Below are 23614 nucleotides of genomic sequence, written 5' to 3' on the forward strand. Positions count from 1 at the left end.
TAAGAATAAAAATGAATGTAATTAAATATGTTACTCCTCTGATGTCGCTGTGCCTAGTTGCTTGCCAAACGACAGATAGACCCGATCCACAAACCGCAAAAGCGGCCTTGAATGAGTCAAGGCAACAAGCTGAGACCCGTCAAGCCACTGTGCCACCACCAGCGGTTATGCCAGAAGATGTTCAACGTGAGCTTAATGGTAATAATGTGTTGAGCTCATCAGCAAGGGCCTTACCTGCAGAGCGTCGTTTTGATGTGTCAGCAAATGACGTTGATGCGAGAGTGTTCTTTCCAAGCTTAGTCAAAGACACGCCCTTAAGTGTTGCGGTACATCCTGATGTGCAAGGTAACATTTCGTTATCATTAAAAGCGGTCACCTTGGCAGAAACCATTCAGGTTGTTGAAGACATTTACGGTTACCAAGTTAAGCGCGAAGGTCGTATTTTACGGGTGTACCCATCGGGTATGAGAACCGAAACGTTCCCATTAAATTATATCTATATGCAGCGAGAAGGTTTGTCATTAACCTCGGTGAGCTCTGGTCGTATTTCCGATCAAAATAGTAACTCAAGCAGCAGCGGTAATAGCAGCTCGAGCAACAACAGTAGTTCGAGTAACAACAATAACAACAGTAGCAATGGTAATGCCAACAGCAGTGACAATACCAATGGTACGTTTATTCGTTCGACGACCAAGACGGATTTTTGGGGTGAGTTAGAAGCCACCTTAATGTCAATTATGGGTGAAACCGGTGGCGGGCGACAAGTCGTGGTGACACCTCAAGCAGGGCTGGTAACCGTTCGGGCTTTCCCAGATGAATTACGTCAAATCCGTAGCTTCTTACAAATAGCCGAAAGCCATTTACAGCGCCAAGTGATTTTAGAAGCAAAAATTATAGAAGTAACCTTATCTGATGGTTACCAGCAAGGGATCCAGTGGGAGAATGTTTTAGGCCATGCCGGCAATACCAACATTGATTTCAGTACCTCAGCAGGACAAGGCTTAAGTAATGCCATTACATCTGCCATTGGCGGTGTCACCTCGATTAATTTCACCGGAAGCGATTTTAGTAGCATTATTAGTTTGCTGGATACTCAAGGTGATGTAGATGTGCTTTCAAGTCCTCGTGTTACGGCTTCTAATAACCAAAAAGCGGTCATTAAAGTGGGTAATGACGAATACTTTGTCACGGATGTATCAACAACGACAGTGGCCGGCACCACTCCAGTAACGACGCCACAGGTTGAACTAACGCCATTTTTCTCCGGCATTGCCTTAGATGTAACGCCTCAGATTGACGAAGATGGCAATGTAATATTGCATGTTCATCCCTCAGTGATAGATGTGAAGGAACAAACTAAAGAGATAAAAATCAGTGATTCAACCTTAGAGTTACCGTTAGCGCAAAGTGAGATCCGTGAGTCGGATACGGTTATCCGCGCCGCTTCTGGTGATGTCGTGGTGATTGGTGGATTAATGAAGAGCGAAAACATTGAAACCGTATCAAAAGTACCGTTATTGGGTGATATTCCTTTTCTGGGCGAAGCTTTCACCAGCCGCACTAAATCTAAAAAGAAAACCGAATTGATTATTATGTTGAAACCAACGGTTGTCGGTGGTGACACATGGAAGGATGAGTTAAAGCGCTCACAAGATTTAATAGAGCGTTGGTATCCTTCTAAGTAGTGGCGGTTGGTGATTGATAGATAAGTTGCCGTAGGCGGTTGATAAGTTTGGCGGTTGAAATTGATAAGGGATAGCCAGTAATTATGTATTTGCAGCACTTTGGCTTAAGTCAGTTACCCTTTACACTTACCCCAAATACGGGTTTCTTTTTTGGGTTGTCGCCGCATGTGGAAGCCTTACAAGTACTCCAAACTGCATTACAGACAGGTGAAGGTTTTATCAAGGTCACTGGTGAAGTGGGCACAGGTAAAACTTTGGTTTGTCGTAAGCTGATAAATGATTTACCGGCTCAATACCATTGCGCTTACTTACCTAATCCCTATTTAACCCCTAAAGAATTACGCTGGGCTGTAGCGGGTGAACTTGGCTTGGCTTTACCTAACAAATTAGATCAGCAACAGCTGACAAGGCTTATCCATGAGCGTTTGTTAGCGTTAAATCACCAAGGCTTTCACGTAGTGTTAGTGTTGGACGAAGCACAATCATTACCTGATGACAGTATTGAAGCGTTGCGCTTATTTACTAACTTAGAAACCGAAAGTCGCAAGTTGTTGCAAGTCGTGCTGTTTGGTCAACCAGAATTAGACGAACGTTTGGCACAAGCTAAATTTAGACAATTAAGACAACGTATTACCTTTAGCTATGATCTGCGTCCGTTAACATGGGATGAAATACAAGCTTATATTCATCACCGACTTGCTGTTGCGGGTTATCAAGGGCCGGAATTGTTCGGTACCGCGGATATTAAACGCATTGCCAAAGCCGCTCGAGGGATCCCGCGTTTAGTAAATATATTGGCGCATAAGAGCTTATTGCTGTGTTATGGCCAAGGTGAAAAAAAGGTACTGTCGCGGCATTGTCTCGCGGCAATAATGGATACCGAAGATGTTAATTTACAACATAAAGTGACGTACTCTCGTGTCAGTATGCTGCTCATTATATTGCTTGGGGCTGTGATGTTGTTTATCGGATTGAATGGCCCAAATTGTTGTGGTGAATGGATGACACAAATAAGCGAAATTAAATGAGTGTGATTATCAAAATGCTCAAAGATTTAGAGCAGGGTCAGCAGCCCGGAATAGACAACCCATCGGCACCCCCCGTGGGAGAATTCGTGCGTCCTCAAATTCAGTATCAATCCGTCGCTAAATCTCGCTCAGCATCTATTGGTCTTATTATTGTTGCAGCACTATTGATCCCCACGTTGTGGTTTGGTGTGTCGATGTACCGCCAAGCCAATATTCAAATGGTCAGTGAGCCAGGCGCTGTCAGCGCTTCTGCGAGTAAAGAAACCCAATCATTTCTGAGTCAGCCACAAGATAATGATGGCGTTGCTACTGAGTCGCCTAAGTTGTTAGTTGTAAGCTCAACAGCGACACCCATTCAAGCTCCTATGCAAACAGCCACTCAGGCGAACACTGTCGCAATAACTCAAGACAGTATTCAAGATAATGTTCAAGACAGTACTCAAGACAGTACTCAAGTCAGTCAGACAACGGATACCTCAGCAGTGGGCACTGGGTTTGTGGCGACGGCTGAAACTATTGACATGTCTTCAGAATTGGCACCACAAACCAGCGTTAAAGTCGCTGAAACAGTCAAAACACCCGCGCAAATAGCGGCAGCCTTAGTCACAGAAATAGCCACAGAAACAGTCACAGATAAGCCCAGTGTTTTAGGCTCGAATAAGACAGCCCCAAATAACATCGGACCAAATCAGACTGTATCGAATAACGCGGTATCAAGTAAGATTGCCTCGACTAATATGTCATCTAATAACATTGCACCTAATAACATTGCCCCCACGCAAGGCTTAACCACAGCACCATCGTCTGGTTTGCCTGCACAAGCTCCAATTGTGATACAAAAGCCTGTGGAGATGACGGTCAAAGAAGTGGTTCTCACTAAGACGCAAATGGCGCAATTGCAATATCAAAAAGCGATGGATGCAGAGCAAGCGCAGCGCCTTGATGATGCAGCAGGTTACTATTTAGAAACGATTATTTTACAGCCGAGTTTACATAAAGCCCGTAAGCAATTGGCCAAAATTTATTATGGGCAAAGTAATTTTACGGCGGCAATGCTATTACTCGAAAGTGGAGTCAGTTTGTTTCCGCAGCAATGGGAGTTTTATGTGATTCTGTCGCAAATCCAAACTCAAATGAATGCTTATGATGCCGCATTGTCGACAGTGGCCATGATCCCCGATAACTCTTTATGGGCTCGTGATAAATGGATAGCCCAAACCGATTTAGCCCAAAAATCGAAAAATTTTGCTTTAGCCGAGGCTGCTTATCGTCACTTATTGTTATCCGAATCGACTAAACCTCGCTGGTGGATGGGCTTAGGTTATTCACTCGATTCGCAGAAAAAATATCCCCAAGCCGCTCAAGCTTACCGATCAGCATTAAGCTATGAAGGATTATCAACTTCAGCCATGACATTTATTGAAAAGCGTTTAGATCAGTTAGGAGCAAACCGATGAAGCCTAAGTTAAAGATGCGGTTAGGAGATCTTCTTGTTCAAGAGCTGATTATCACCGACGAGCAATTACAGCAAGCATTAACAGAGCAACGTAGCTCAGGTAAAAAGCTGGGTCGGACATTAATTGATTTGAACTGTATCACTGAAGATCAGTTACTTAAGTTTTTATCTCAGCAGCTTAATTTACCGTACCTTGATATTAGTCGTCGTCCGATTGCCGCCGAAGTGGTGAATATTCTCCCCGAAGTACAAGCGCGACGTTTTCGTGCTTTAGTGGTGGAGAGTCACTCTGACCATGTGTTAGTTGCCATGAGTGATCCCGCTGATTTGCAGGCTATCGACAACATTGAAGTATTAGTTGCCCCTAAGCAGTTAATGATCGCGGTGGCGCCAGAACAACAATTACTCGATGCGTTTGACAACCTTTACCGCCGTACCGATCAAATTGCAGCGATTGCCGGTAAGCTTGATGAAGAATATGCCGCTGATGACATGTTCGACTTGGCTAATTTGACGCAAAGCGACAGTGATAACGAAACCACCGTGGTGAAGTTATTACAGTCTATTTTTGAGGATGCGGTTCAAATGCGTGCCTCAGATATTCACATTGAACCCGGCGATAAAGTCTTGCGGATCCGCCAGCGTATTGATGGTCAATTGCATGAGAACATTCTCAGTGAGGTTAATATTGCCTCGGCCCTGGTATTACGGCTTAAATTGATGGCGGGATTGGATATTTCAGAAAAGCGTATGCCACAAGATGGCCGTTTTCATATGGAAATAAAAGGTCATCAAATCGACGTGCGGATGTCGACCATGCCGATTTATCATGGCGAATCTGTGGTGATGCGTTTATTAGATCAAACCACCGGCCTGCGCACCTTAGATGAAACCGGCATGCCAGCGCATATTGTGGCGCGTATTCGTAAACAGATTAAACGTCCTCACGGTATGTTGTTAGTTACTGGGCCAACAGGTAGCGGTAAAACGACCACCTTGTACGGTATTTTAAGTGAGCTTAACACTGCAGATAGAAAGATTATCACCGTAGAAGATCCGGTTGAATATCAATTACCGCGAATTAACCAAGTCCAGGTTAATCATAAGATTGGTTTAGACTTTTCTAACGTGCTGCGTACCACGCTTCGTCAAGATCCCGACATCATCATGGTGGGAGAAATGCGTGACCAAGAAACCGTGGAAATTGGTTTACGAGGTGCATTAACCGGTCATTTCGTGTTATCGACGTTACATACTAATGATGCTGTTACCAGTGCGTTGCGATTACTCGATATGGGCGCGGCAAGTTATTTGGTTGCCAGTGCGCTGCGGGTCATTATCGCTCAGCGTCTGGTTCGACGTGTTTGCCATAATTGTGCGGTAGATTATCTGCCCACAGCGGCTGAACGTAGCTGGCTTAACAGTGTGACTAAAAGAGATATTAGCAGCGCCACGTTTAAAGTGGGCAGCGGTTGTCAAACCTGTAACGGCTCAGGCTATCGCGGCCGAATTGGTATTTTTGAAATACTCGAACTCGATGAGAACATGATAGATGCCATGCGCACCGGTAATCCGCAAGATTTCGCTCGTGCAGCCCTGCGCAGCCCTAACTTTATCCCACTGGCACATTCCGCGATGGAGTATTTATTCTTAGGCACGACCACACTCGAAGAGGTGTCAAAACTGGTTGAAGATGTCAGTGAATCGAAAGTGGCCTTGTCGGAAGATTTGATTAGCCAACAAGATATTGGATTGTAATAATGCCAACATATCAATATCGAGGACGTAATTCACAAGGGCAGGCTGTTAGTTCACAGCTTGAGTCTGCCAATGAAAGCGCGGCGGCCGATGCGTTGCTTTCCCGGGGGATTATTCCACTAGAATTACGTGAAGTGAAAACCAAGCAATCTTTTTCAATGAGCTTGTTTCAAAGCAAAGTGTCGCTGGAAGAATTGCAAATATTTAGTCGGCAAATGTATTCACTGACCCGTTCAGGTATTCCCATTTTAAGGGCGATTGCAGGCTTATCAGAAACCACTCATTCTGATCGGATGAAACAAGCCTTAGATGATATTTCACAACAGCTCACTTCGGGCCGACCGTTATCTTCGGCGATGAATCAACATCCGGAGATATTCGATTCGTTGTTTGTGTCGATGATCCATGTGGGTGAAAATACCGGTAAGTTGGAAGATGCCTTTATCCAGTTGTCAGGTTATATCGAGCGAGAACAAGAAACTCGTCGGCGGATTAAAGCGGCAATGCGTTATCCCATGTTTGTATTGATCGCCATTACCATTGCGATGGTTATTTTGAATATTATGGTTATCCCTAAGTTTGCCGATATGTTCTCTCGTTTTGGTGCAGAACTACCATGGGCGACAAAAATATTAATTGGCACCTCTAGCCTGTTTGTTAATTTCTGGCCCCACATGATAGTGCTATTGATTGGCGTTGTAGTGGGTATTCGATATTGGCATCATAGTGCAAAAGGTGAAAAACAGTGGGACTTATGGAAACTGCATATTCCTGTTATAGGCTCCATTATTGAGCGTTCAACCTTGTCGCGTTATTGTCGCAGTTTTTCGATGATGATCAGTGCGGGTGTCCCCATGACCCAAGCATTAAGCTTGGTAGCCGATGCGGTGGATAACGCTTATATGCATGACCAGATTGTCGGGATGCGCCGAGGTATTGAATCGGGGGAGTCAATGCTAAGGGTATCCAATAGCAGTAAGCTGTTTACGCCGTTAGTACTGCAAATGGTGGCCGTGGGTGAAGAGACGGGCCAAATAGATCAGCTATTAAATGATGCCGCTGATTTTTATGAAGCCGAAGTCGATTACGATTTAAAAAATCTGACGGCAAAACTTGAACCTATTTTAATCGGCTTTGTTGCTGGCATTGTATTGATACTGGCACTGGGCATTTATCTTCCTATGTGGGATATGCTTAATGTGGTCAAAGGCGGTTAACGCATAATGCACATTATTGATGGGATAGCGGCATGCTGAGCCAGCAAAAAGCGGATCATGAACTGCTTAGCATTTATGGCAAGGTCATTGCTATTGTGGTGTTGTTAGTGTTGCTGGCTATTTTCGGTATACGTTATCTCAATACCGCGTCAAATATAGGTGGACGGGGTCTAGAGCTTGAACAAAATCGTTTTTTGAATGTGTTAGCTATGGTGCGCAGTCAATGGTTAGCTTCTGGTCGGCCGGATAAAATGCAGCTGTCATGGCATAATTTGGCATCAAATGTGCTTACTTCACAGAGCAATAAGACAGCGTCAAAAAACGGTCGAACCAACACCGACGAGATTAACGACGATGCTGATCTCGTTGGCACCGATAATTGGATTTCTTTATCTGACCAAGGTTGGCCAATCATTGATACGAATGATGTTCAAGGTTGCGAGCGACTATGGGGTCAATTACTGGCCACTAATCTTCAACAGTTGCATATTACGGTTGATTATCAGTCTGATACTAATATTTGCCGCTACTCTTCAGATAATAAAGCCAGTTTAAGTTATCAATTGCAAACGGGTAGAGTGATTTTTTTAATTAATGACGGATAGAGGGTGTTCCATCAGTGTTAAAGTGTTAATAAGCTGATAATATTAGCTAAGTTAGAGCTGAACCAATATTATTTCTGTTGTAGGCGCAATATAGAAGAGTAAAATATTATGAAATTGAAACAACAAGGTTTTTCATTGATCGAGTTGGTCATTGTTATTGTTATCCTCGGTTTATTGGCCGCCACAGCGATCCCGCGTTTTTTAAATGTGACCGATGATGCAGAAGACGCCAGTGTAGACGGTGTAGCGGGCGGCTTAGCCACTGCGGTGAGTTTTGTGCGTGCCCAATGGGAAGTCGATGGGCGTCGTAATGATAATGTCATTTTAGACGGCACCAGTGTGTCACTAGACATTCGTTTTGGTTATCCAACAGGCACCTCAAACACCAGTGCAACCGCTATGAATAGCACCCGATGTCAGGAAGTCTTTGATTCAGTGTTACAAAATGCGCCAAGAAACGTATTGGCTAACCAAGATGCAAGCGCTGTACGCTACACCGTTAGTGTACTAGACGGTGCTGGCGGTTCATCGATCGATATCGATGGCCAAACAGTCAACAACCTTGATTTATGTGTGTATCATCAAGTGGCCTCACTAGTACTCAATCAGAATGGTGTGCCTACACCTGCACCTGACTTAACGACTGCGGATGCAAAAGGCGTGATATATAATCCAGGTACAGGGCAAGTATTAAGCTTTACCCAAACACCCTTCACGCCATAAGTTAATAGTTTATAGTTTGAGGTGTTTACCATTGAAATGATTAATAAAATATGCTGTTATTAGTCTAAGTGTTATTTAGCTTAAGTGTTAAACAGTCACCGTGTTAAGCCGTCATTGTCACTAAAAGTGATAGTCGTTTTAATTGGTTATCGTTAATCAGTTATAGTCGTTTCAAACAATAGCTGGAAGTTCAGCTCGTGCCATGTTTTACCAAGGTTTAATACGGTTCAACGAGTTGAGATGTTAAATATCTGATTTTATTATATAAAAGGTAAGTTAAATGCAAGTTAACATGCAAAAGCAACAAGGTTTTACCCTAATCGAATTAGTGGTTGTGATCATTATTCTCGGTATTTTAGCGGTAACGGCAGCACCTAAGTTTATGAACCTGCAAGGTGATGCTTATCAATCGACGTTAAGTGGCTTAAAAGCATCGTTACAAGGTGCAAATACTTTAGTTTATTCAAAAGCTGCTATTGCTGGCGACGAGAAAGATGCTGATACCACTGTTCAGATTAGTTCAGACTCTAGTGACACTGCAAAGATTACTTATGGCTATTTACAAAATGATGCCACATCTTTAGGTGATATGTTACAAATAGATACAGCGTCAGATTGGACTATTGTTGCTGGTGCTGATTTGACAAAAGCAACCGTATTGTACCAAACCAGCTCGCCATATGCTGCAGTAGGTACAGGTACACCAGTAACCCCAGCTGTTGATTGTCATTTAGAATACACTCCAGCAACATCGACCACATTACCTATATATACATTAAAGACAGATGGTTGTTAATAATGTTTAAGTAATAAAAAGCCTGCTTTTGCAGGCTTTTTATTATCTGTGGTATATCTAAAAATAAGATAGATGCTTTCCACTATGTATTAAGTAATTGTCATTAACTCGGCACTTAAATGAGCTCATCAATATTACTGTTAGACAAAGTGCAAAGATGTAAACTCACTTAAAATCAATCCCAAATATTTATATGATAAGCGATTTCACACTATCCTTATCAACCCAGCTTTAGCTTAAGAATAAACAGACAATATCGGCTGTTGTTACCATAATGAATAAGTTAATATAAGTAGCTAAAATCATTATGGTTTAATGCATGTTGGACGGTATAAATGTTCATCAAGTAGAATGAGGACATCGCATAGTGAGTCAACAACGCAATATTCAGCTGGGATTTACCTTAGTTGAATTGGTTACCACCATGATTTTGATCGGCATTTTGGCCGTGGCGGTATTACCGCGGCTGTCATCTGACTCATCTTTTAGTGCCTATAGTTTGCGTAATGAATTTATCAGCGAGCTACGTCTGGTCCAGTTACAAGCGATGCAAAATACCGATCAGTGTTATCAAATTGAGGTGAATGCCAGTGGCTATACCTTAGGTTATTTTAGTGACCGTTCAGGTAATACGTGTAGCAATTCAGTCCGTACCGAGCAAGCACAATCTTTTAGTGGTGGCGCCCATATCGCCCTTGCCAGTACCGCCAGCCAAGTGTTTTCGATTACCTTTGATAGTTTAGGGCGGATAATATCTCCGCTGTGTTCAGGACATTGTTTTAATGCTGTGGCAGATGAAACCCTCGCCATAGCAGTAGAGTCTGAGGGTTATATTTATGCCCAGTAAGCCTCAACAGCCTCAAGGTCGTTATCCATCACAAGGTATAAGTGGCTTTACCTTAATCGAACTCGTGGTGGGTATGATGGTGATAGCTATTGCGATAGTGATGCTCACCAGTATGCTGTTTCCCCAAGCGGACAGGGCGGCAAAAACCTTGCACAGAGTGCGCTCGGCCGAGTTGGCTCATTCGGTAATGAATGAAATTTGGGGTAAGCGTTATGACCAAAATACTAATGCTAATGGCGGTGTCCCAGCCTGTGATAGTCCAGCAGGTTCAGCTTGTTCTTATGCTTTAGCAGTGGACGGAACCCCATTTCTTGGGCCTGACGGTGAAAGCCGCGACACCTTCAATGACATTGATGATTATGATGGGTTAAGTGAATCGGATAATATGCTCGACTCAAGCCAAACCTATGCCCAAGCCTATCCTCGTTATAAACTGAAAGTGTCAGTGTCATATATTGACTCGACTACGAAAGCGCAAAAATTAATTACCGTCGCCGTGACCACGCCTGCCAATGAAGTGATCAATTACCAAGCGCTAAGGAGTAACTACTAATGCCTTGTCGCCGCCGATCAAAACGTGCTGGTTTTACCTTAATAGAAATGGTTACAGTGATTTTAATCTTGGGCATTATTGTGGTTGGGGTCAGTAGCTTTGTTATTTTTGGCACCCGCATTTTTGTCGAATCAAGCGCGGTTGATCAAGTGCTCAGTCAGAGCCGATTTGGGATCGAGCGGATGACTCGGGATATCCGCCGTGCCGTGCCTAATAGCATGCGCGTGCTAACCGCAACCGATGGCAGTTATCAATGCCTAGAATTATTACCCATTAGCACCAGCACATCGTATCTTAATGCGCCGTTTTTTCCGCAAACAGCGCAAAATAGCTTAACGGCGATTAAAAGCGTTGGTTCAATTACCGCCGCTCAATCAGTGCTGATTTATCCATTAACAACGACAGAAATCTACCATCCCCTAGGGACAACCGCTAAACGATTTACCGTGCAAAGTGTGGCAGCATCGGGCGACCAGCTGACTATTAATTTAACTCAAAGCGTGCGCTTTACTGAGGCTTCGCCATTAAAACGCTTATACCTTGCCGATAACCCATTGAGTTACTGCTTTATTAACACCGCCAATAATATAGAGCTGCGCTTATATCAAGACTATGGTTACCAGCCCAATCAACCGTCACCAACAATGTCGCCAACAGTGATGGGTGATGGGGTATTGATGGCGCAAAATATTACTAATACCTTAGCGGTTAATCCAGCCATTATTTTAATGCCATCAACACTTATCACCAATGCTATTGTGCATTTACAACCGGTATTTAGCGTCAATGGTGAAACGTTCAATTATCAACATCAAGTGCAGGTGATGAATGTACCCTAAGCTGAAATTAAGCCAACATTCGCAACAAGGCAGCGCACTTATCATAGGCATTTTTGTGCTGACGGTGATGTTTCTTATTGCGGCGAGTCTGATCCGCATTGTTGGTGATGCTGATGAGTCAGTTAATCAAGAAGTGTGGGGCACTCGGGCATTATTTAGTGCTAACAGTGGCGCCGATGCCGCGTTAGCCCAGCTGTTTCCTGTCGATGGCACTGCCACAAGTTGTGATGATGTCAGTTCAACATGGATGCCGCCAATAGGGTTAGGCTTCAATGGGTTCCATAACTGCACTGTGTCGATTAGCTGTAATACTGCCACTGTGGGCAGTGTGATCCAATATCGCATTAACAGCTCAGCGGTATGCGAAACTGGTAATTGTGCTGGTAACTCCAGCAGTTCAACGTGTTTGCGAGTCAGTCGTCAAGTAGAGGTAGAAGCGCGTGGGGATTAATATTGTGCGCAATATATTACTGATTTGTCTTGGGTTAGGTTTTTTGCCTAAGGCCTGGTCCCAGTGCGAACAAATTTTCACTAAGCCGCCCAATCTATATCCTAATCCCCATTTGGCACTGCCAGCCAACTTGCCCCCCAGCGCTGGCCAGTTTGCCTGTGACAAAAAGGGCTGTACTCGTAGCGACAGCTTTTCAGCTGGGAATTACAACTTCAGTGCGGGATCCTTTAAGCAGGGTAATTTTATTAGCACCAATGGCACCACTACCCGCTTGTTTTTTGACTCATTGTCACTGAATCAAGCCGATATTAATATGTCGGGACTGGCCCGGGACTTGATTATCTATGTCAGGGGCAATCTGAGTATTGCAGGTAAGAGTAGCGTCAGGGCAATAATCTATGCATCAGGTAATGTCACCATTGCAGGTAATGCCGCCGTTTATGGCGCAGTAGCAGCGGGGGGGGATTACAATAGAAACGGCAATGGCAATGTCGACGTCGATCTCAATGAGGTGAGCAAGGCAGACTTTAATGGTATGTGCAATACCCAGCCTGTACTCAAGTTACATCATTTTGAGTTTGACTATACTAGCTCGCCATTGACCTGTAAGGCCGAAACCATGACGGTCAGAGCGTGTAAAGATGCGGCATGTAATTTATTTACTGATCCAGTGGAGGCTAATTTATCGCTTGCTCCTAATACCAATGGCGCTTGGTATGTTGACGCTAATAAAACCAATGTAGTGAAGTTTGAAAATGGCAGTGCAACGGTCGCTTTACGCAATAATGTGATTACGCCAATCACTATTGGGGTGACATCTTCCGTTCCTTCAACCATAGCAGGCAGTAACACCTTGTGCCGCAGTGGTTCGGGGGCGCTAAATACCGCAAGCTGTACTTTAAGTTTTGCCGAAAGCGGGTTTGTTTTTGATGTGCCAGATAAATTGGCCAATAAACCGACAGGCAATATTTCGATCAGTGCGGTGAAAACCTCAGATGAGACCCTGCAATGTGTCCCTCTGTTTTCCAAAACCACTAAAAATGTCGATTTTTGGAGCTCTTATATCAATCCCATCACTCCAATTAGTGGTCAAGCGATAACAGTAAATAATACTGAGGTAGGTAAACTGGAGAGCGCAGCAACCACGCTTGAGTTGACATTCGATGACACAGGTAAAGCTAACATCGACGTCAATTATCCCGATGCCGGAAAAATGCAGCTTGATGCTAAGTATACTGGCACAGGCGATGAGCAAGGCTTGGTGATGGTTGGCTCAGATCAGTTTGTCAGTTGCCCTGTGGGCTTGTGTGTTATGCCTGAAGATAATAATGCTAAGTGCTCTGCAGGAGATAGTAGCTGTAATCGATACAAAAAAGCCGGCGAGTCATTTAACGTAGTTGTTCAAGGTAAAGCCTGGGAGTCTGACGTTGATACTGATTACTGCGATAACATCAATACGCCAAACTATGGCCATAACGAGGTAACATTAGGCCATCAATTAGTTGCCCCATCTGGCGGCGTGCTAGGTGAGGTGGGAGCAGAAAAATATAATCATGTCGCCCAAACCACTAACAGTAATACCGTGTCTCAGTCGGTAACCGAAGTGGGGGTGTTTAAATTTACCGCAGATCCGGCGAGTACTTATTTAGGGTCGAGTTTCTATGATATTCCACTGGCAGCATCGCCTAACATCGGCCGTTTTGTACCAGACCGCTTTGTGGTGAGTAGCTCAAGTGTGTTGCCATCTTGCGGTAGCTTTACTTATATGGATCAACCTTTTGGTCTGACGTTGACTTTAAGCGCATTTAATACCGGTACTTATACCACTCAAAATTATCAAGGTGCCTTTGCTAAAGCCGGTGCCAGCTTAGTGGGCGAAAATGCCAATGATGGTGTGGATTTAAGCGGCAGATTAAGCGCGTTACCTATTAATGCCAGCTCTTGGGCTTTGGGTGAGGCAAACGTAGGATTATCTTATCAAGCTAATTTTAGTCGTACCGCACCACCGAGCGCCGATGGACCATTTAGTCAGTTAGCTATTGGTGTACAAGTATTTGATAACGATGGGGTGGTGTCCTTTATTGACTCACCTGATATGCGCGCAGACAGCAGCGATATTTGCGTCGACAGCAACAACTGCAACGCGAAACAGTTGTCGACCCAAGATTTACGTCATGGCAGAGTGGTGATGGACAATACCTTTGGCCCAGAAAATGAAATACTGCGCATGCCAACCTATGCCCAATATTGGAATGGTAGCGCTTGGATAACGAATGTTAGTGATAGCTGTACTAACGTTACAGATGCGCTTGATGGCACTGAAATATACGCGCCATCATTAACGGCTGGCCAAACGGTGACTCGCAGTGATGGCGGCAGTTTAGTCAGCGGTGGTCAGTTAATCTTATTATGGCAAAACAGCGGTTCGGTAGCATATCGCGGTCAAGTGACCGCACCGTTACAAGTTGACGGTTGGCTTAAGTGGTATTGGAATTGGGACCAAGTAAGTCCAACCCAGCTCTATGAGCCAAGAGCAAGTGCGTTCTTGGGCCGTTACCGAGGTCATGATAGGATCATTTATTGGCGCGAAGTCGGTCAATGATCTGCATAAAAAAGCGTCAGTTTTGCGCTTTTTTGATTTAAAACTGCGCGAATGTTGTTTTTTTAACAGCTTTTGTAAAAAAAAACGCCAGATTAGCAATTGTTAACCTATTCGGTATTGTAGAATGGGGGTGTCATTGATAAAGTTAGCTGATTTTTCTTCTTCTGACTCAACAGAATACAGGCCTGATACATGTTCAAAAAGTTGCGCGGCATTTTTTCTAACGACCTATCGATCGATTTAGGTACGGCAAACACTCTTATTTATGTTCGCGATGAAGGCATCGTTTTGAACGAACCCTCAGTGGTTGCCATTCGCGGCGAACGCAATAGCAATGGGCCAAAGTCAGTTGCTGCAGTCGGTAGAGAGGCAAAACAAATGCTAGGCCGAACGCCTGGTAATATTCAAGCTATTCGTCCAATGAAAGACGGCGTAATTGCTGATTTCTATGTGACTGAAAAAATGCTTCAGCATTTTATTAAGCAAGTACACAACAACAGTTTCTTCCGCCCCAGTCCTCGCGTATTAGTGTGTGTACCCGTAGGCGCAACTCAAGTTGAACGTCGCGCGATTCGCGAATCAGCAATGGGTGCAGGCGCTCGTGAAGTGTACCTAATCGAAGAGCCAATGGCTGCAGCGATTGGTGCTGGTTTACCAGTATCAGAAGCGACCGGCTCTATGGTTGTCGATATTGGTGGTGGTACTACCGAAGTGGCGATTATTTCGTTAAATGGCGTGGTGTATTCTTCATCAGTACGTATTGGTGGTGATAAGTTTGACGATGCGATTATTAATTATGTCCGTCGTAACTACGGTAGCTTAATTGGTGAAGCAACGGCTGAGCGTATTAAGCATACCATTGGCACCGCATACCCTGGTGACGAAGTACTTGAAATTGAAGTGCGCGGTCGTAACCTCGCAGAAGGTGTGCCAAGAAGCTTCACCTTAAACAGCAATGAAATATTAGAAGCATTACAAGAGCCGTTATCTGGCATAGTGAGTGCGGTGATGGTTGCCCTTGAGCAGTCGCCACCAGAGCTGGCGTCCGATATTGCTGAGCGTGGCATGGTCTTAACCGGCGGTGGTGCATTATTGCGTGACTTAGACCGTTTATTAATGCAAGAAACGGGCATTCCGGTGATGGTCGCAGACGACCCACTGACTTGTGTTGCTCGTGGCGGTGGTAAAGCCCTTGAAATGATTGATGTGCACGGTGGTGATTTGTTCTCTGAAGAGACCTAATTATCATCGGCTGAGCGGCTTTGTTAATGGCATTTTATGGGTTAACAAAGTTGCGAACAATTTATGAAACCAATTTTCGTTCGTGGCGTCTCTAGTCAATTTAGATTGACACTGGCAATTATTTTGTCGGTGGCATTACTGATGACTAATCATCGCCTGGATCCCATTCGCCAGTCTTTATCCTCGGTGTTAAGCCCGCTTCAATATTTAGCCAATGTACCAGGTGTGATGCTCGACTGGTCAGCCGAGGCATTTGCAACCCGCAACATGCTTGAATTGCAAAACAAACAACTATTACGCCAACAGCTGCTCATGTCAGAGCGTTTACAACGTTTTGAGCATGTTCGCCAAGAAAATGAGCGTTTACGGGCATTGCTCGGTTCACCTGTGCATATGGATTCTCGTAAAATGGTGGCCGAAGTAATGGAAGTGGCCAGCGATCCATTTAGACAGTTTGTAGTGTTAAATCATGGTTCGCAAACCGGCATTTATGTCGGTCAGCCTGTGGTTGATGGCCAAGGTGTTGTCGGGCAGGTGGTTGAAGTGAGTGAGTTTACCAGCCGTGTGTTGATGGTGTCAGATGCAACGCATGGTATTCCGGTGCGTGTTACCCGTAACGATGTGCGTGCAATTGCTAATGGCATGGGCGATATTGATCAAATTGAATTACGCCATGTGGCTAAAAGTACTGACATCATAGTGGGCGATTTATTAGTCACTTCAGGGCTAGGTAGTCGTTTTCCAGAAGGATATCCAGTAGCCCGTGTTATCAGTGTATCCCGTGATGATGGTCAGAGCTATGCAGTGATTAATGCTCAGCCTTTAGCGGCACTTGATCGCATACGTTACGTATTACTTATTTGGCCGGATGAAACCAAACCTTTTACGCTTCCAGCTGACGTACAAGAGTTGATAAAAAAGGCAGCCGAAGCCGCTGCGAATGAATCAGTATCTCAAGCTCCACCTTCAGAAACCACGACTACGCCAATAACCAGCGAGATAAACCAATGAGCGCGCATATTGCAAATGGTCGCTTAGTGGTATGGCTGACTTTATTTATCGGTATGATGTTTCAGATTATGCCGCTGCCCACAATGGTAGAAGCGTGGCGACCTGACTGGCTGCTTATGGTGATGATGTATTGGGCGATGGCATTACCGCATCGTTACAGTATTTTGACCGCGTGGTTGCTCGGCGTAATGCTTGATGTGCTATTGGGAGCCCATTTAGGCATCCGTTCATTAGCACTGTCGTTGGTTATTTATTTGGTGGTGATGTTGTGTCAACAATTACGCAATTATCCTCGCTGGCAACAGTCATTACTGCTCGCGTGTTTTATTTGTATTTATCATGTGGTGATATTTTGGGTACAGTTTGTTGTTGTTGGGGCTGCGCCGTTTAATTTTGAGATGTTTTTACCCGCGATTTCGAGTTTATTTATTTGGTGGTGGGTGTTTTGGATACTACGCAATCTGCGTCGCCATTATAAAGTACGTTAATTCACCCGATAGGGTGAATATTGTTTTTATGTTCGTTAATTAGAGTAAATATCAGATGACATGGGTACTGGCTTCAACATCGCCAAGAAGAAAAGAATTACTGGCTCAAGCAGGCTTTAGTCATCCCGGTTTTACGTTCGAGCTCGTCGCACCCAATATTGATGAAACGCCTTTATCGACTGAAACGGCAGAACAATATGTATGCCGTTTAGCGCTTGAAAAAGCCCTAGCAGGTTTGGCGCTCAGTGGTCATATTATCGCCCCTAAAGTACTGGGTTCAGATACAATCGTGGTGTTAAATCAGCAGATATTAGGTAAGCCAATGGACCAAAATGATGCCAAGCGTATGCTGACATTGTTATCCGGTCAAACTCATGAAGTGATGACAGCGGTGGCGTTAACGGATGGTGAACACACCTTTAGCCGATTATGTCGTACCCAAGTGAGCTTTTGTGAATTATCCGCTGCCGACATAGACGCTTATGTTGCCTCAAATGAACCAATGGACAAAGCTGGTGCGTATGGAATACAAGCCTTGGGTGGTTGTTTTGTTCAATCTATTAGTGGTAGTTATTCTGCCGTTGTTGGTTTACCCCTAGTAGAAACGCGTGAATTATTAGCCTGCATGATGCAGCACACTTAATAACCTTTTGCTTTAATCGGGCATCTACGGTGGTGCAACTACTGTCAATATTCCCATTGAAGCATGACCCGAATACTGGTGGCTTATGAACATAAAAGCACAACGTAAAAAAGGCACAGAATTGCTCATCAATGTCACGCCAACTGAAGCGCGTGTTGCATTAGTCGAGCATGGTGTTTTACAAGAGGTGCATATTGAACGCCGCATGAAGCGAGGTTTGGTCGGTAATATCTATAAAGGTAAAATCAGTCGAGTATTACCTGGTATGCAAGCCGCGTTTGTTGATATAGGCTTAGAAAAGGCCGCTTTCTTACATGCTTCAGATATTGTTCCTCATACCGAATGTGTTGCCGATGTCGAAAAGGGCAACTTTGTGGTGCGTGATATTGCCGAGTTAGTGCGTCAAGGCCAAGACATTATGGTGCAAGTGGTCAAAGATCCACTTGGCACTAAAGGTGCCCGCCTGACAACGGATATTACTTTACCCTCGCGTTATCTAGTGTTTATGCCTGGCTCTAGTCATGTTGGCGTATCGCAACGTATTGAACTTGAAGAAGAACGTCAACGCCTTAAAAATATTACCCTACCTTATGTTGATGATGACGGCGGCTTTATTATCCGCACCGCAGCTGAAAATGTTGGCGAAGATGAACTCGCCCAAGATGCGGCCTTTTTGCGTCGGGTGTGGGCTAAGGTCAGTGAACGACGTAAGCGTAAAGGCGTTATATTACTGTATCAAGATTTGGCATTACCTGTGCGGATAATTCGTGATTTTGTCGGTACTGAGCTTGACCATATTCAAGTCGATTCGCGCCGTACTTATGCTGAATTACAACACTTTGCCCAAGAGTTTATGCCTGAAATTGCTGAAAAAATTGAGCATTATGCGGGCCCAGCACCTATCTTTGAATTGTATGATGTTGAGAATGAAGTTCAACGGGCCTTAGGCCGTAAAGTTGAACTTAAGTCTGGCGGATATTTGATTATCGACCAAACCGAAGCCATGACTACGGTCGACATTAATACCGGTGCATTTGTTGGCCATCGCAACTTAGAAGAAACCATTTTTAATACTAATCTTGAAGCCACTCAAGCGATAGCAAGGCAACTGCGGTTACGCAATTTGGGTGGGATTATCATTATCGATTTTATCGATATGCAGATTAAGGAACACCAAGCGCGGGTGTTAGAAAGCTTAAACGCGGCATTGGCGTTAGATAGAGTCAAAACAAGCGTCAGCGGTTTTTCGGGTCTGGGCTTAGTTGAAATGACCCGCAAACGTACTCGCGAAAGTTTAGAACATGTGGTGTGTGGTGAATGTCCGTCTTGCAAAGGCACGGGTACCATGAAAACGATTGAAAGCGTGTCATATGAAATTTTCCGGGAAATTATTCGTTTAGACCGAGCTTATAAAGCCGATGAGTTTTTACTGTATTGCTCGCCGGCAGTGTATATGAGCTTTAGTGGTGAAGAATCGCATTTGCTGGCAGAATTAGAAGTTTACATCGGTAAGCGTATTCGTTTGCAAAATGAACCCTTATACATTCAAAGTAAATATGATGTGGTGATGATGTAGTGTCGACAACTCAGGCGGTAACGATTAACAGATTATCTTGGCAAATTTTGGCTATTGCACTGGTGCTATTTGCATTGGTCGTTAGCCTCATTCGTGGTTTATTGCCTCATATTCCTGAAGTCCGTACTGAATTAGTTCATTATCTTCAAAACGAATACCAACTGCATGTGCAGATGGGCGAGCTCAGTGCCGAATGGCAAGCTTTTGGGCCAGCACTGACCGTGAGCAATTTAGTGTTACTGCCACAAGATAATCTGCCGATTACCGTTATCAGCGAAAATGTGCATATCAAACTCGATTTTTGGCAGTCACTTTTAACCTTGAGCCCGCAGATTGAAACCGTGGTATTTGATGGTGTTAAAGTGGCATTAAATCTCGATGAGTTGGCGTCTACGGATGAGAACGCTACCGCGGGTGATATGGCTAATCTCGATTGGTTGTATGGATTGTTATTAGAACAGTTAGGGCATTTTTCAATCACCGATGCATCATTACAACTGTTTAGTAAACAACAGGATTATCGACCGATTTTTATCGATAATCTGCTGTGGCAAAACAGTGCCAATCGTCACCAAGCACAAGGTACGATCCATGTGGATCAACTTGAATCGCAGCAAGAACAGTTAACCTTACGTATTGATCTTAGCGGTGATGGTTATCAACCTGATACGGTCGCAGGCCAACTTTACGTTAGCGCGGATTCATTAGACTTAGGTGAATGGGCATCTAGACAACATATTGCGCAACAAAACACTGACAACATTGAATTTCAAGGCGTGATTAACCTCGATGCGTGGATAACATTTGCACATCGTCAGATCCAAGATGGTGTATTAGTGTTTAAACCCAGTTGGTTACAATGGCGTGACGCTGACACCCAGCAAAAATTTGCTATCAACTCAGGTTCATTGCAATGGACACCGCAGCCTGATGGCTGGAAAATCGCCAGCCATGATTTAGATTTATCGACTAATGATCAAACTTGGCCATCTCTTAAGTTAGCGATAGGCAATCGTGATGGTGATTTTTTTGGTTATGCCAACCAGATTACTCCGTCGAACTTAAAGCCAATGCTGCCGTTAGTGCCCGGTTTGGGCAAACAGCAAGTGAACATTTGGCAACAACTCAATCCTCAAGGTCAAATTGGCCCCATTAGGCTGTATAAAGCGGCCGACAAACCGCTTATCGGCAACGTTGAAGTTCAGCAATTACAGTGGCAAGCTTATCAGTCGATACCGGGTGTGAGTCCGATTGATGCTCAATTGACATGGGCGAATAGCCAGCTTGAATTTAGTTTGCCAGAACAAGAGTACAGTGTCGATTTTAACGGTGGTTTTAGCCAACCATTAGCGCTTCACGGCAGCGCAATGATGGGCCGCTATGATTTAGAACAACAGCGTCTTACCGTGGCTGATATTGAATTAATTAATGATGATATTACCTTGCAAGCGAGCCTGAATCTTGAGTTTGTTGACGAGATTCATATGGGGTTGGCGGCTCACGTAAGCATTAATGATGTGGCCGATGTTGGACGTTATTTCCCACAGATGGCCATGAGTCCAAAATTAGTCAGTTATCTTAATGATGGTTTAGTCGCAGGGCGAGTCAACGACGCGCAGATAGTGTGGCATGGTGCGTTAGGCGGTTATCCCTATCAAGATCACAGTGGTGTATTCCAAGCTGCATTTCGCCTCGACAGTGGCACCTTTAAATTTCAACCTAATTGGCCAGAGGTCAGCGAACTCACGCTATCAGCCTTGTTTGAAAATGCCATGATGGATTTGCATATTGATCAGGGCAAACTCGATAACGTTGCGGTTGACGGCGCGCGAGTCTCTATCCCGCAGTTGGGTAAACAGTCTTTATTAAGAATTGAAGCGGATATCACCACCGACGCGCAAGCCGCTGCCAAAGTGATTAACGCCTCTTCACTTCGTGATTCAGTAGGTGCCACGTTAGATGTGGTACAAATTCGACAGCAAATCAATACCCAATTAGATCTGGCGATCCCGTTATACAAAGGCGGTGAAAAATTGATTAAAGGTCAGGTTACCTTTGATAATAATCCGCTGTTTATAACCACTCCCGGCTTAGATTTACAAGGCGTATCTGGACAAGTTAATTTTGTGAATCAGTTGGTTGAAGGCAAAAATATCAAGGCGAGGTTATTTCAACAACCGTTGAAGTTTAGTGTAAAAACCAAGAAAAATAATAGCAATTTTAGCTTAACTGTTGATATGAATGGTCGCTGGGATCTCGACTCATTACCCGCCAGCTTACACAATCCATTGAGTGACACTTACCAGGGCAAAATGGACTGGAATGGTGGCTTAACCATGATTTTTGACCCAAGTGGTTATAGCTTACAAGTCTCTGCTAATTCCGATCTTATCGGCACCTCACTGGATTTACCGATGCCTTATCAAAAGTCGGCCGCTGAACCTAGAAAACTAAGCGTGGATCTTATTGGCGATAATAAACAATCATCGTTAAGCATTAAGTTGGCTAATGATGTCGAGTTTTGGGGTGAATTTAATGCCGACAGTGGCAGCCGGCTTGCTTTTTATGACGTGATGATTGGTCGTCATTTTAAATTGGGTGACAGATTAAATAAACAACAAGGCCATATACATGTAGACCTGCCTAAAGTCGATTTAGCGCAGTGGTTGCCGATTATTAATCGCTTCAGTGTTAGCGCTGAACCAGATGTCGTGAGGTCGTCGGTACGCGATCGTATTTTAACAGCAGATGAGTTGCCGGGGATGGCAACTCAAGACAATCGAGCTGAAACCACAGTGATTATCAATGCCGCAAGGTCATTCCCTCGATTAGCTGGGATTCATGCCGACATCGAGCAATTAAATGTGTTGGGACAATCATTTGATAAATTAAATTTTTATGCCGAACCCACAGAGCAGGTGTGGCGCTTTGACGCTGAGTCGCAACAGTTTGATGGCCGGATCGATTTTTACCCTAACTGGCGCGATCAAGGGATTAAAGTGGTCGCTAAAAAGTTGTATTTATACCCTAGCGTCAGCATGGCTGAACAAACAGAGCCGACAGCGGCATCAATGCTGCAATATCTGCCCACTTTAGCAATAGATGTGGATGATTTTAAGGTTAATGACTTATCGTTAGGGCACTTAGTGTTACAAGGCTTACCCCATGAACTAGGATACCAATTTCAAACGCTGTCATTAACGCAACCCACCGTTACCTTACAGGCCAATGGGTTATGGTCGCTTGAAAATGGCACCGATAAAACGGTGTTCGATGTCAATTTACAGGCTGAAAAGTTTGATGACCTATCAAGGATATTAAACATCAATCCTGGATTACAAGATGCGCCATTGGATCTCAGCGGTCAGTTATCTTGGCAAAGTGCGCCCTATTACTTCACTCTCGACACGCTAAACGGCCAACTTAAGTTTGCACTAGGCAAAGGTCATCTTTCGGAGATTAGCGATAAAGGCGCGCGAGTGTTTTCATTGTTTAGTTTAGATTCATTATTGCGTAAATTATCGTTAGACTTTTCGGATGTGTTCGGCAAAGGCCTATATTTCAATACCTTTAACGGCAATCTTATGATCGATAATGGGGTGGTTAAAACCACCGATACTGAAATGGACGCCATTGCCGGTAATATGCGAGTACGAGGTTACACCGACTTAACCACCCAAAGCTTAAATTATGACATTCGTTTTGTGCCGCAACTTGCGTCCAGTGTGCCAACCGTGGTGTTATTGAGTACCAGTGCGTGGACTTTGGGGTTAGGGGCGTTTGCCCTGACAAAAGTGTTAGAACCGGTTATTGAAGTGATCTCAGAAATTCGTTTCCGAGTCACCGGTACCATGGACAATCCGCAACTAGAAGAGCTTGAGCGTAAGAGTAAAGAAATCGAAATCCCAAAGGCAATATTGCCGCAGGTAGACGAAACCAGTATAGAAACTAACCTTAATACTAACGCCAATGCTAAAGTAGAGGCTAAAGTAGAGGCTAAAGTCGAAACTGAAGTCGAAACTGAAGTTGACTCAGATGTTAAAGCTCAGTAATAAAAGCGATAGATCGTGAGGCCATACTCCATCGAGCGCGCC

Annotated in this window: 19 protein-coding genes; all 19 read left to right on the forward strand. The window is 44.2% G+C overall.

Going from position 1 to position 23614, the window contains the following annotated elements; all coding sequences use genetic code 11:
• Nucleotides 1-11 precede the first annotated feature (11 nt).
• The 19 genes from mshL to CXF80_RS15355 all read left to right on the forward strand — a co-directional run bounded on the left by mshL (nucleotide 12) and on the right by CXF80_RS15355 (nucleotide 23572).
• A complete protein-coding gene (gene mshL / locus CXF80_RS15265; RefSeq protein WP_101033803.1) occupies nucleotides 12-1685 on the forward strand; it encodes a pilus (MSHA type) biogenesis protein MshL in 1674 nt (557 codons plus the stop codon).
• 83 nt (nucleotides 1686-1768) lie between these two features.
• On the forward strand, nucleotides 1769-2713 hold the full coding sequence (locus tag CXF80_RS15270) for an ExeA family protein (RefSeq protein ID WP_101033804.1): 945 nt from the start codon (nucleotides 1769-1771) through the stop codon (nucleotides 2711-2713).
• A complete protein-coding gene (locus tag CXF80_RS15275) occupies nucleotides 2710-4170 on the forward strand; it encodes a tetratricopeptide repeat protein (RefSeq protein WP_101033805.1) in 1461 nt (486 codons plus the stop codon). Before CXF80_RS15270 ends, CXF80_RS15275 begins: the two co-directional genes overlap by 4 nt.
• Complete coding sequence (locus tag CXF80_RS15280) at nucleotides 4167-5927, forward strand: GspE/PulE family protein (protein WP_101033806.1); 1761 nt, start codon at nucleotides 4167-4169, stop codon at nucleotides 5925-5927. The genes CXF80_RS15275 and CXF80_RS15280 overlap by 4 nt, the downstream gene beginning before the upstream one ends.
• A gap of 2 nt (nucleotides 5928-5929) precedes the next feature.
• Nucleotides 5930-7144, forward strand: a complete 1215-nt coding sequence (locus CXF80_RS15285; protein WP_101033807.1) for a type II secretion system F family protein — start codon at nucleotides 5930-5932, stop codon at nucleotides 7142-7144.
• Nucleotides 7145-7176: 32 nt separating this feature from the next.
• Complete coding sequence (locus CXF80_RS15290) at nucleotides 7177-7749, forward strand: hypothetical protein (RefSeq protein WP_101033808.1); 573 nt, start codon at nucleotides 7177-7179, stop codon at nucleotides 7747-7749.
• 108 nt (nucleotides 7750-7857) lie between these two features.
• The gene (locus tag CXF80_RS15295; protein WP_101033809.1) at nucleotides 7858-8472 is read left to right on the forward strand and encodes a pilin; all 615 of its coding nucleotides are present in this window, start codon (nucleotides 7858-7860) and stop codon (nucleotides 8470-8472) included.
• 292 nt (nucleotides 8473-8764) lie between these two features.
• The gene (locus tag CXF80_RS15300) at nucleotides 8765-9268 is read left to right on the forward strand and encodes a type II secretion system protein (protein ID WP_101034788.1); all 504 of its coding nucleotides are present in this window, start codon (nucleotides 8765-8767) and stop codon (nucleotides 9266-9268) included.
• A 364-nt stretch (nucleotides 9269-9632) separates the two neighbouring features.
• Nucleotides 9633-10115: a type II secretion system protein gene (locus tag CXF80_RS15305; RefSeq protein WP_101033810.1), complete on the forward strand. Its 483-nt coding sequence runs from the start codon at nucleotides 9633-9635 to the stop codon at nucleotides 10113-10115.
• The gene (locus tag CXF80_RS15310; protein ID WP_101033811.1) at nucleotides 10105-10668 is read left to right on the forward strand and encodes a type II secretion system protein; all 564 of its coding nucleotides are present in this window, start codon (nucleotides 10105-10107) and stop codon (nucleotides 10666-10668) included. The genes CXF80_RS15305 and CXF80_RS15310 overlap by 11 nt, the downstream gene beginning before the upstream one ends.
• Nucleotides 10668-11507, forward strand: coding sequence for a PilW family protein (locus CXF80_RS15315; RefSeq protein WP_101033812.1), 840 nt, complete (start codon nucleotides 10668-10670; stop codon nucleotides 11505-11507). Before CXF80_RS15310 ends, CXF80_RS15315 begins: the two co-directional genes overlap by 1 nt.
• Nucleotides 11497-11958, forward strand: a complete 462-nt coding sequence (locus CXF80_RS15320; RefSeq protein WP_101033813.1) for an MSHA biogenesis protein MshP — start codon at nucleotides 11497-11499, stop codon at nucleotides 11956-11958. The genes CXF80_RS15315 and CXF80_RS15320 overlap by 11 nt, the downstream gene beginning before the upstream one ends.
• 4 nt (nucleotides 11959-11962) lie before the next feature.
• Nucleotides 11963-14560 carry a DUF6701 domain-containing protein gene (locus tag CXF80_RS15325; protein WP_198554770.1) on the forward strand — a complete coding sequence of 866 codons (2598 nt, stop codon included), beginning with the start codon at nucleotides 11963-11965 and terminating at the stop codon, nucleotides 14558-14560.
• Between the two features lie 192 nt (nucleotides 14561-14752).
• Nucleotides 14753-15802, forward strand: a complete 1050-nt coding sequence (locus CXF80_RS15330; RefSeq protein ID WP_101033814.1) for a rod shape-determining protein — start codon at nucleotides 14753-14755, stop codon at nucleotides 15800-15802.
• Nucleotides 15803-15865: 63 nt separating this feature from the next.
• Complete coding sequence (gene mreC / locus CXF80_RS15335; protein WP_101033815.1) at nucleotides 15866-16813, forward strand: rod shape-determining protein MreC; 948 nt, start codon at nucleotides 15866-15868, stop codon at nucleotides 16811-16813.
• Nucleotides 16810-17301, forward strand: a complete 492-nt coding sequence (gene mreD, locus CXF80_RS15340) for a rod shape-determining protein MreD (RefSeq protein ID WP_101033816.1) — start codon at nucleotides 16810-16812, stop codon at nucleotides 17299-17301. Before mreC ends, mreD begins: the two co-directional genes overlap by 4 nt.
• 55 nt (nucleotides 17302-17356) lie before the next feature.
• Nucleotides 17357-17944, forward strand: coding sequence for a Maf family protein (locus CXF80_RS15345; RefSeq protein ID WP_101033817.1), 588 nt, complete (start codon nucleotides 17357-17359; stop codon nucleotides 17942-17944).
• Between the two features lie 85 nt (nucleotides 17945-18029).
• Nucleotides 18030-19520, forward strand: coding sequence for a ribonuclease G (rng, locus tag CXF80_RS15350; RefSeq protein ID WP_101033818.1), 1491 nt, complete (start codon nucleotides 18030-18032; stop codon nucleotides 19518-19520).
• Nucleotides 19520-23572: a YhdP family protein gene (locus tag CXF80_RS15355; RefSeq protein ID WP_101033819.1), complete on the forward strand. Its 4053-nt coding sequence runs from the start codon at nucleotides 19520-19522 to the stop codon at nucleotides 23570-23572. Before rng ends, CXF80_RS15355 begins: the two co-directional genes overlap by 1 nt.
• Nucleotides 23573-23614: the final 42 nt, after the last annotated feature.

It is taken from the genome of Shewanella sp. Actino-trap-3 (assembly GCF_002836275.1).
Lineage (GTDB): Bacteria > Pseudomonadota > Gammaproteobacteria > Enterobacterales > Shewanellaceae > Shewanella > Shewanella psychromarinicola.

What these genes read in the sequence shown, in the direction of transcription:
- mshL (WP_101033803.1), top strand. Translation starts at nt 12, where the DNA reads ATGAATGTAATTAAATATGTTACTCCTCTGATGTCGCTGTGCCTAGTT.
- CXF80_RS15270 (WP_101033804.1), top strand. Translation starts at nt 1,769, where the DNA reads ATGTATTTGCAGCACTTTGGCTTAAGTCAGTTACCCTTTACACTTACC.
- CXF80_RS15275 (WP_101033805.1), top strand. Translation starts at nt 2,710, where the DNA reads ATGAGTGTGATTATCAAAATGCTCAAAGATTTAGAGCAGGGTCAGCAG.
- CXF80_RS15280 (WP_101033806.1), top strand. Translation starts at nt 4,167, where the DNA reads ATGAAGCCTAAGTTAAAGATGCGGTTAGGAGATCTTCTTGTTCAAGAG.
- CXF80_RS15285 (WP_101033807.1), top strand. Translation starts at nt 5,930, where the DNA reads ATGCCAACATATCAATATCGAGGACGTAATTCACAAGGGCAGGCTGTT.
- CXF80_RS15290 (WP_101033808.1), top strand. Translation starts at nt 7,177, where the DNA reads ATGCTGAGCCAGCAAAAAGCGGATCATGAACTGCTTAGCATTTATGGC.
- CXF80_RS15295 (WP_101033809.1), top strand. Translation starts at nt 7,858, where the DNA reads ATGAAATTGAAACAACAAGGTTTTTCATTGATCGAGTTGGTCATTGTT.
- CXF80_RS15300 (WP_101034788.1), top strand. Translation starts at nt 8,765, where the DNA reads ATGCAAAAGCAACAAGGTTTTACCCTAATCGAATTAGTGGTTGTGATC.
- CXF80_RS15310 (WP_101033811.1), top strand. Translation starts at nt 10,105, where the DNA reads ATGCCCAGTAAGCCTCAACAGCCTCAAGGTCGTTATCCATCACAAGGT.
- CXF80_RS15315 (WP_101033812.1), top strand. Translation starts at nt 10,668, where the DNA reads ATGCCTTGTCGCCGCCGATCAAAACGTGCTGGTTTTACCTTAATAGAA.
- CXF80_RS15320 (WP_101033813.1), top strand. Translation starts at nt 11,497, where the DNA reads ATGTACCCTAAGCTGAAATTAAGCCAACATTCGCAACAAGGCAGCGCA.
- CXF80_RS15330 (WP_101033814.1), top strand. Translation starts at nt 14,753, where the DNA reads ATGTTCAAAAAGTTGCGCGGCATTTTTTCTAACGACCTATCGATCGAT.
- mreC (WP_101033815.1), top strand. Translation starts at nt 15,866, where the DNA reads ATGAAACCAATTTTCGTTCGTGGCGTCTCTAGTCAATTTAGATTGACA.
- mreD (WP_101033816.1), top strand. Translation starts at nt 16,810, where the DNA reads ATGAGCGCGCATATTGCAAATGGTCGCTTAGTGGTATGGCTGACTTTA.
- CXF80_RS15345 (WP_101033817.1), top strand. Translation starts at nt 17,357, where the DNA reads ATGACATGGGTACTGGCTTCAACATCGCCAAGAAGAAAAGAATTACTG.
- rng (WP_101033818.1), top strand. Translation starts at nt 18,030, where the DNA reads ATGAACATAAAAGCACAACGTAAAAAAGGCACAGAATTGCTCATCAAT.